The sequence below is a fragment of the Stenotrophomonas sp. genome (assembly GCF_036662295.1).
In the GTDB taxonomy this organism is placed as follows: Bacteria; Pseudomonadota; Gammaproteobacteria; order Xanthomonadales; family Xanthomonadaceae; genus Stenotrophomonas.
In genome coordinates this window covers 1-8,546 of sequence record NZ_JAVWXA010000140.1, presented here as the reverse complement: position 1 = coordinate 8,546, position 8,546 = coordinate 1, and the positions used below count along the sequence as shown (strand labels likewise).

Here is an 8,546-nt window from a genome sequence, read left to right as displayed (position 1 = left end):
GCCTGCGGCGAACGGCCGTTCCCGGCCCCCGGGCCCGCTTCCGTACGCAAGCGTATCGACATGTCGCCAGCCGCCGAATCCCCCGCCTATCCCCATCTGTTCGCCCCGCTGGACCTGGGCTTCACCCAGTTGCGCAACCGCATCCTGATGGGCTCGATGCACACCGGCCTGGAGGACCGTGCCCGCGACTTCCCGCGGCTGGCGGCCTATTTCGCCGAGCGCGCGGCCGGCGGGGTCGGCCTGATCGTCACCGGCGGCTTCGCCCCGAACGTGGTCGGCTGGCTCAAGCCGTTCGGCGGCAAGCTGTCCTGGCCGTGGGAAGTGCGCCCGCACCGCCAGGTGACCGCCGCCGTGCACGACAACGGCGGCAAGATCTGCCTGCAGCTGCTGCATGCCGGTCGTTACGCCTACCACCCCTTGTCGGTGGCTCCCTCCAAGCGAAAGGCGCCGATCAACCCGTTCACCCCGCGGGCGCTGTCGGCCGGCGGCGTGGAGCGCCATGTCGCCGATTACGCGCGCAGCGCGCGGCTGGCGCGCGAGGCCGGCTACGACGGCGTGGAGGTGATGGGCTCGGAAGGCTATCTGATCAACGAATTCATCGCCCCGCGCACCAACCACCGGACCGACCGCTGGGGCGGCGATGCGGCCCAGCGCATGCGTTTTGCGGTGGAGATCGTGCGCCGCATCCGCGAGGCGTGCGGCCCGGATTTCATCATCATCTACCGGCTCTCGCTGGTGGACCTGGTGGAGGACGGCAGCAACTGGGACGAGATCGTGCAGCAGGCCAAGGCGATCGAAGCGGCGGGGGCCACGCTGATCAACAGCGGCATCGGCTGGCACGAGGCACGCATCCCCACCATCGCCACGTCGGTGCCGCGCGGCGCCTTCGCCGGGGTCACCGCCAAGCTGAAACCGCACGTGCAGCTGCCGGTGATCGCCACCAACCGCATCAACATGCCGGACGTGGCCGAGCGCATCCTGGCCGGCGGCGGGGCGGACATGGTGTCGCTGGCGCGGCCGCTGCTGGCCGACCCGGCATGGGCCAACAAGGCCCGCGCCGGCCGGCCCGAGGCGATCAATACCTGCATCGCCTGCAACCAGGCCTGCCTGGACCATGTGTTCGAGAACAAGACCGCCAGCTGCCTGGTCAACCCGCGCGCCGTGCACGAGACCGAGCTGGTCTATCGCCCGGTGAGCGTGGCCAGGCGCGTGGCGGTGGTCGGCGCCGGCCCGGCCGGCCTGGCCTGCGCCACGGTGGCCGCCGAGCGGGGCCACCAGGTCACCCTGTTCGACGCCGGCAGCGAGATTGGCGGCCAGTTCAACGTGGCCAAGCGGATCCCGGGCAAGGAAGAATTCCACGAGACCCTGCGCTACTTCGGCCATGCCCTGGCCCAGGCCGGGGTGACGGTGAAACTGGACACGGTGGCCGACGTGGCGCTGCTGGCCGGCTTCGACGAGGTGGTGGTCGCCACCGGCATCACCCCGCGCCGGGTGGACTTCCCCGGGGCCGACCACCCCAAGGTGGTCACCTACCTGGACGTGGTGCTGGGCCGGGTGCAGGCCGGGGCGCAGGTGGCGATCATCGGCGCCGGCGGCATCGGCTTCGATGTCGGCGAGTTCCTGGTCCACCACGAGGGCCCGTCCAGCGCCCTGGACCCGGCCCGCTGGATGGCCGAATGGGGCGTGGATGCCCGCTTCGAATCGCGCGGCGCGCTGGCCCCCGCCGCCCCGGAGGCACCCGCACGCAAGGTGTGGTTGCTGCAGCGCAGCCCGGGCAAGCCCGGTGCGCGCCTGGGCAAGACCACCGGCTGGATCCACCGGGCCACGCTCAAGGCCAAGGGCGTGAAAATGCTGGGCGGCGTGGAGTACCTGGGCGTGGACGACGCCGGCCTGCGCATCCGCATCGACGGCCAGGAGCAGACGTTGCCGGTGGACCACGTGGTGATCTGCGCCGGCCAGGAACCCCGCCGCGATCTGCACGCCGCGCTGCTGGCGGCCGGGATCAACGCGCACCTGATCGGCGGCGCGGACGTGGCCGCCGAACTGGACGCCAAGCGTGCCATCCACCAGGGCAGCCACCTGGCCGCCGCACTCTGAGACCGCCGTCTGGCGACCTGAATACGGGCCCGCGAACGCGATCCGGGCCTCGCTCCGAACCTGAATGTCAAGCCTTCTGGTTCAGGATGCATTGGGAAATGGCCCCCTATCGTGCGCCAACTTTCCCGCTCACCACCCAGTTCGAGTGAGCGCGCGGACCCCACGTCTTGTTCGGGTCCGCTCCCGGGCGGCCCCGATGGCCGCCTCCCCATGACGCCAAGTCGTACCCTCGCCCCGTCCGCATGATCGGATGGACAGCCAGGTGCGGCCCACACGGAGCAAGGAGATTTATGAAACTGGCCTGGATTCTCTGGCTGTCGCAGTTGTTGCCCCAGCCGGCCGCCGATTCGCTGTGCCTGAGCACGACCGTCTACCTCGAAGCGCGTGACCAGACCCTGCGCGGCCAGCAAGCCGTCGCCGAGGTGGCCCTGCGCCGGCTGGACAGCGGCCTGTGGGGCGACTCGATGTGCAAGGTGGTGACCGCACGCAAGCAGTTCGCCCCGACCATCGTGGCCCCCGGCACCCAGCTGGGCAACGCCGACGCCTGGCAGGAAGCGATGACGGTGGCCTTCGACGCCGAACGCAACTGGGCCCTGCCGGTCGGTGAGCGCAAGGAGATCGTGCCGGGTGCAAGCCACTTCGCGGCCCTGGCGATCGCCAACCCGAGCTGGCGCAACGCCTACCAGGTGGCCACCATCGGCGACCACACGTTCTACCGCGTGCAGAAACTCAAGCCACGCACGTCGTAACGGTCTGTTACGGCCATACCGTTGAGGATGCGTAGCGCGCTCTGGAATAGTGGGCGGCTTACCCATCACCATCCGCAACGGAGTTCCCATGAAGCTGTACAGCAAGCCCGGTGCCTGCTCCACCGCCGACCACATCGCCCTGCAGTGGACCGGCCAGCCCTATGAAGTGGAGCTGCTGGACAAGGACACCCTGAAGGCGCCCGCGTTCCTGGCGATCAACCCGGCCGGTTCGGTGCCGGCGGTGGTCGATGGTGATTTCATCCTGACCCAGAACGCGGCAATCATGGGCTACATCGCCGATACCTACCCGCAGGCCGGGCTGGCCGGTGACGGCAGCGCCCAGCAGCGTGCGGAAGCGACGCGCTGGCTGTCCTTTGTCAACTCGGACCTGCACCCGGCGTTCTCGCCGCTGTTCGGGCCGGGCAAGTTCATTGAAGACGACAGCCAGTACGATGCGATCCGCGCGGCCGCGCACAAGCGCCTGCGCGGGCTGTTCGAGCGCGCCGACGCGCAGCTTGCCGATCGTCCGTGGCTGGCGGGCTTCCGCAGTTTCGCCGACCCGTACTTCTACATCACGCTGCGCTGGGCGGCCGGTGCCAAGGTGGACCTCTCGGGCCTGGACAACATCGCCGCCTACAAGAAGCGCATGGACGCCGATGCCGGCGTGCAGGCAACGCTGAAGGCCGAAGGCCTGAGCTGAGTCGTCACCGGCGACAGGGCAGTACCGAAAGCGCCCGGCAATACCGGGCGTTTTTTTGGCCGGCGTCGCCCGCCCCGGGGGGCGGGCACACCACCGGGTCGTTGGACGAGACAGAGCGATGCACAAAGCGCGCGGCATCGCCGGACGTTCGCCGCCCCGGGGGTAGAGCCACCCCATGGGTGGCTGCGCGTGATGCCGGATCCCGGGGCAGCCACCCATGGGGTGGCCCTACCGATGATCGGGCATCGCACCGGATCGTTGGGCGAGACAGAGCGATGCACAAAGCGCGGCGTCGCCGGACGTTCGTCGCCCCGGGGTGGCTCTACCGGTGATCGGGCATCCCGCCGCGTCGTTGGGCGAGACAGAACGATGCACAAGGCGCCCAGCACGGCCAAACCTTCGTCACCACCGGAGGGTAGAGCCACCCCATGGGTGGCTGCGCGCGATGCCGGATCCCGAGGCAGCCACCCATGGGGTGGCTCTACCGGTGATCGGGCATCCCACAGCGTCGTTGGGCGAGACAGAGTGATGCACAAAGCGCCCAGCATGGCCGGACGTTCGTCGCCCCGTGGGGGTAGAGCCACCCCATGGGTGGCTGCGCGCGATGGCCAAGACAGAGCGATGCACAAAGCGCCCAGCATCGCCGGACCTTCGCCGCCACCCGAGGGGTAGAGCCACCCCATGGGTGGCTGCACTCGATCCCGGACCCCAAGGCCACCCCCCATGCGGTGGCGCCGCCGTCCCTCAGCCCAACGTGCGCACCACGTTGCCCGTGGCATCGCGCAGGTCGGTGGGTTCGACGCGGATACGCAGGCGACCGCCAGGCAGCGGATAGGTGCCGCGCTCGGCGTGGACGTGCGCCAGCAGCGCGCGCAGGGTGGCCGGGGTGAGCACGCAGCGCGCGCTGTCCTCGGCCAGTTCGACCTGGTCGGCGTCGCCCGGCTCGAAGCGCCAGGTGCGTTCGCGGTCGGCCAGGGTCAGCGCGCGGCCGTGCTCCAGGCGCAGCGGCAACAGGTCCAGCACGCCAGGCACCTGGCCGGCGCCGAGCACCAGCTCCACTTCCTCGCCATGGCGGTCCCAGCGCAGGGTCTCCACGAACAGGATGCCGGTGGTGGAGCCCTCGCGGGCACTGCCGGCTTCCACCTGCGTGGCCAGCGCCGGGTCGGCCAACAGCGAACCACGCGCGAGGTCGGTGATCCACAGCGGCATGGCCGGTGCAAAGGCATCGAGCACGCCCAGCGTGGACCAGCGCCGCACGGCCGCCATCTCCTCATCGGCCAGCCCCACCACCTGCAGGAAGCGCACGCGGCCGTTGGCGGTCTCGCGCGGCGGCAGCTTCGGGTCCTCGACCAGGGCCAGGTGGCGCAGCACGGTGTCGGTGTCCAGCGCGATCGGGCCATTGGCATCGAGGTGATGGCCGGCCTCGAACACGTTGCCGCTGCCGAACACGTACCGGGCCAGGTTCTGCAGCAGGTTCATCGGCCACACCGGCGGCGCATCGTCGGCGCCCTGCCCCGCCTCGGCGGCCAGGCGGAAGGTCAGCTCGAAGCCGTAGCCACTGTCGGCGGCATCCTCGCTCTGTTTGTCATACAGCTCGGAGAAGCCGTAGGTGACGTAGTGCCAGTGCGGGCGCGGGGCATCGGCCCAGTACACGCTGATGCCGTCCAGCGGGTCGTTGCCGCCCAGCGTGTAGGGCAGCGCCGTGCCGTAGTGCCGGGGTTCCTGGCCGGGGTACAGCGCGGCCAGCGCCGCGTTGATGGCATCCCAGCCCGGGGTGCCGTGGTCGTCCTGCGTGGGGTCCATCGCGTCGCTCCTGCCGGTGTAGCCAGCCAAGGTAACGCCGTGGCGTGCAGACCACCACCGTTGCCCCACCCGGATTCAGCCAGGCACGGCGGCAGCGTCGCCCTCCAACGGCGTCGCCGGCGCCGGGGCGGCGGCGAGCAGCGCGTGGGTATCGCCGAGCCAGCGGCTGGCCAGTGCCGGGCTTCTGGCCTTGGCCACCGCCGCGGTCATGTCCGGCCACAGCTTCTCCAGCGCACCGGCGTCGGTGCAGCGCTCGATCTTGAGCTGCATGAAATAGCCCTTGAGCCCGAGGTGCTTGCGCACCGATTCGCTCATCCAGTCATACAGGCGCTTGTACAGGTCCGGGTCCTGCTCGCGCCCGGCGGTCAGGGCGCGCGCCGCCGGTGGGGCAACCGCACCGCCGACGATCTCGATCAAGCCCATCTGCGACAACTGCGCCAGCGCATCGTCCGGCGCGCGCAGGCCCGGCAACAACGCGGTCAACGCATCGTCATCGCGTTGACCATCGACCATCAGCAGAATGGAGCGCAACGCCGGCGGCAGGCGCCGCGCGCGGTCTTCGATTTCCTGACGGCCAGCGGCCGTCTTGGCATGGATGTAGGCCATGTGTTCCCCCTGTCACTCGTGCATCGCCACGCGCGCCAGCCAGCGCTCGGCCCCGGTACGCGCGTCCCCTTGCGATCCTTCCGGCCCGGTGTACTGGCCGGCGCCCTGGCGCGCCGTTTTCCCCCGGCGCGCGGCGCCCGGCCGTGGGCCTGGAACGATCACGATCCGAGCTTACCTGAGCCGGGCCGGCGCCCCGTAATGCGTTGCAACACGCGCCGGCCACGATGCCGGCGCGTGCAGGGCCCCTCGCCGGGTCAGCGCCCCAGCGCGCGCCGGATCTCCTCCAGTGCGCCCGGATCATCCAGCGTGGACAGGTCGCCTGGGTCGCGCTCTTCGGCCAGCGCCTGCAGCGAGCGCCGCAGCAGCTTGCCCGACCGGGTCTTGGGCAGCGCGTTGACGATGTGGATGTGCGCCGGCCGTGCCAGTGCGCCCAGCGACTGGGTCACCCGCTGCATCATCTCGCCGATCACGCTGGCCGCCTCGCCCTGCAATGCCTGGCGCAGGGTCACGAACACCAGCGGCACCTGGCCCTTGAGTTCGTCCTTGACCCCGATCACGGCCGCCTCGGCCACCAGCGGGTGGCCGGCGATGCACTCTTCGATCTCGCGCGTGCCCAGGCGATGCCCGGCCACGTTGATCACATCGTCGGTGCGGCCGAGGATGAAGGTGTAGCCGTCCTCGTCGCGGATCGCCCAGTCCAGCGAGCTGTACAGCAGCTCCTTGAAGTGGCTGAAATAGCTCTGCAGGAAGCGGTCATCGTCCTTCCAGACCGTGCTCATGCACCCTGGCGGGAGCGGTGGCGTCATCACCAGCACGCCCTTCTGACCGGGCGCGACTTCATCCCCGGTGGCCTCGTCGATCACCTTCATGCGGTAGCCGAGGTTGGGGAAGCCGGGCGAGCCGAAGCGCACCGGCTTCATGTCCACGCCGGGCAGCAGGGTCAGCGCCGGCCAGCCGGTTTCGGTCTGCCAGTAGTTGTCGATGATCGGCTTGCCGAGCGCCTCGTTGATCCAGTGCGCGGTCGGCTCATCGAGCGGCTCGCCGGCCAGGAACACATACTTGAGCGCGTCCAGGTCGTGGCGGGTGATGAAGTCGGTGTCGTGCTTCTTCAACACGCGGATGGCGGTGGGCGAGGAGAACAGCGTGCGCACGCCGTACTGCTCGCACAATGCCCACCAGATGCCCGGATCGGGATGGGTGGGCAGGCCTTCGTAAAGCAGCGAGGTGCACCCGCCGATCAGCGGGCCGTATACGTTGTAGGAGTGCCCCACCGCCCAGCCCACGTCGGAGGTGGAGAACATCACCTGGCCCGGCTTGCAGTCGAACACGGTCTCCATCGACTGCGCCATCGCCACCGCATACCCGCCCACGTCGCGCTGCACGCCCTTGGGCTTGCCGGTGGTGCCGGAGGTATACAGCAGGTAGCTGGGCTCGCTGGATTCCAACCACACCACCGGCACGTCCTGGTCGCCGACTTCCTCGCGCAGGCTGGCGTAGTCCAGGTCGCGCCCGGGCACCTTGGGCTCGGCCGGGTCCAGCCCGCGCGAGACGATCAGCACGTGCGGCGGGGGCGAGGTGGCCTCGGCACACGCGGCATCCACCATCGCCTTGTAGGGGATGACCTTGCCGCCACGCTTGCCGGCGTCGGCGGTGATCAGCAGTTTGGGTTCGGCGTCATCGATGCGCAGGGCGAGGTTGTGCGCCGCGAAGCCACCGAACACCACCGAGTGGATGGCGCCGATGCGCGCGCAGGCCAGCATGGCGAACACGGCCTCGGCCATGTTGGGCATGTAGATGACCACCCGGTCGCCGCGCTGCACGTCCAGCCGCTGCAGCACCGCGGCAAAGGCGTTGACCTCGCGGTACAGCGCGCGGTAGGTGATCTCGCGGGTGACGTCGGTCTCGGTGGAGATGGCCACCAGCGCGAGCTGGTCGGGCCGGTCCACCAGGTGGCGGTCCACGGCGTTGTAACAGAGATTGGTCTGCCCGCCGACGAACCAGCGCCGGAACGGCGGGTTGCTGTAATCGAGGATCTGCTGCGGCGGGGTATGCCAGTAGATCCGATGCGCTTCCTCGGCCCAGAACGCCTCGGGCTCACCGATGGAACGTCGGTACATTTCCTCATAACGCATGACAGCCCTCCCAGACAAAGCCATGGGTTCGAGCATAGTCCGATGCCGGCAACCGGGCCGTCCGACCTTGGTCGTAGGCGAGCACAGGCGTGCGGCGAATGAAGCCCGGCGAGTGCCGGCCTGCTCGCGCGGGGTGGGGGTGGGCCAGGAGCCGAGAAAGACGGTTCTTCGCTCATCTGCGGAATAAAGCTCTGCTGAAGCACGCGCGTGCATGCCTTGTCGCGTGGGGCGGGTACGGGCGGGGGTGCGGGACACGCTGCAAGTACGTCCATGTAAGCTCGACATACGCCATCCATGGCGTATGACGGTCCCGCACCCCCACCCGTACCCGCCCTTGGACAGTTGGCCGGTGCGCACCGAAAAAGCCGGTAGTGCCGGCCGCTGGCCGGCTTCCCACAGCCCCCGTGTCCTCAACGATCACCGACCAGTGCGGCGGACGTTGCTCTCCTGCCGGCCACC

6 protein-coding genes are annotated in these 8,546 nt (G+C 69.6%); 3 read left to right on the top strand and 3 right to left on the bottom strand.

Annotated features, from left to right (window positions below; genetic code table 11):
* Positions 1 to 60: 60 nt before the first annotated feature.
* The 3 genes from RSA25_RS17980 to RSA25_RS17970 all read left to right on the top strand — a co-directional run bounded on the left by RSA25_RS17980 (position 61) and on the right by RSA25_RS17970 (position 3,546).
* Positions 61 to 2,097 carry an NADPH-dependent 2,4-dienoyl-CoA reductase gene (locus RSA25_RS17980; protein ID WP_332810198.1) on the top strand — a complete coding sequence of 679 codons (2,037 nt, stop codon included), beginning with the start codon at positions 61 to 63 and terminating at the stop codon, positions 2,095 to 2,097.
* Between the two features lie 290 nt (positions 2,098 to 2,387).
* Positions 2,388 to 2,846 (top strand): cell wall hydrolase, encoded by a 459-nt coding sequence (locus tag RSA25_RS17975; protein WP_038690229.1) that lies wholly within the window; start codon positions 2,388 to 2,390, stop codon positions 2,844 to 2,846.
* An 88-nt stretch (positions 2,847 to 2,934) separates the two neighbouring features.
* Positions 2,935 to 3,546, top strand: a complete 612-nt coding sequence (locus RSA25_RS17970) for a glutathione S-transferase N-terminal domain-containing protein (RefSeq protein ID WP_332810197.1) — start codon at positions 2,935 to 2,937, stop codon at positions 3,544 to 3,546.
* Between the two features lie 744 nt (positions 3,547 to 4,290).
* Here RSA25_RS17970 and RSA25_RS17965 read toward each other — a convergent pair.
* The 3 genes from RSA25_RS17965 to prpE form a co-directional block, all read right to left on the bottom strand.
* Entirely contained in the window at positions 4,291 to 5,349 is a 1,059-nt protein-coding gene (locus tag RSA25_RS17965) for a suppressor of fused domain protein (protein WP_332810196.1), read from the bottom strand.
* 75 nt (positions 5,350 to 5,424) lie between these two features.
* Complete coding sequence (locus RSA25_RS17960) at positions 5,425 to 5,955, bottom strand: hypothetical protein (RefSeq protein WP_332810195.1); 531 nt, start codon at positions 5,953 to 5,955, stop codon at positions 5,425 to 5,427.
* A 254-nt stretch (positions 5,956 to 6,209) separates the two neighbouring features.
* Positions 6,210 to 8,087, bottom strand: coding sequence for a propionate--CoA ligase (prpE, locus tag RSA25_RS17955; protein ID WP_332810194.1), 1,878 nt, complete (start codon positions 8,085 to 8,087; stop codon positions 6,210 to 6,212).
* Positions 8,088 to 8,546: the final 459 nt, after the last annotated feature.

What these genes read in the sequence shown, in the direction of transcription:
- RSA25_RS17965 (WP_332810196.1), bottom strand. Translation starts at nt 5,349, where the DNA reads ATGGACCCCACGCAGGACGACCACGGCACCCCGGGCTGGGATGCCATC.
- RSA25_RS17980 (WP_332810198.1), top strand. Translation starts at nt 61, where the DNA reads ATGTCGCCAGCCGCCGAATCCCCCGCCTATCCCCATCTGTTCGCCCCG.
- RSA25_RS17975 (WP_038690229.1), top strand. Translation starts at nt 2,388, where the DNA reads ATGAAACTGGCCTGGATTCTCTGGCTGTCGCAGTTGTTGCCCCAGCCG.
- RSA25_RS17960 (WP_332810195.1), bottom strand. Translation starts at nt 5,955, where the DNA reads ATGGCCTACATCCATGCCAAGACGGCCGCTGGCCGTCAGGAAATCGAA.
- RSA25_RS17970 (WP_332810197.1), top strand. Translation starts at nt 2,935, where the DNA reads ATGAAGCTGTACAGCAAGCCCGGTGCCTGCTCCACCGCCGACCACATC.
- prpE (WP_332810194.1), bottom strand. Translation starts at nt 8,087, where the DNA reads ATGCGTTATGAGGAAATGTACCGACGTTCCATCGGTGAGCCCGAGGCG.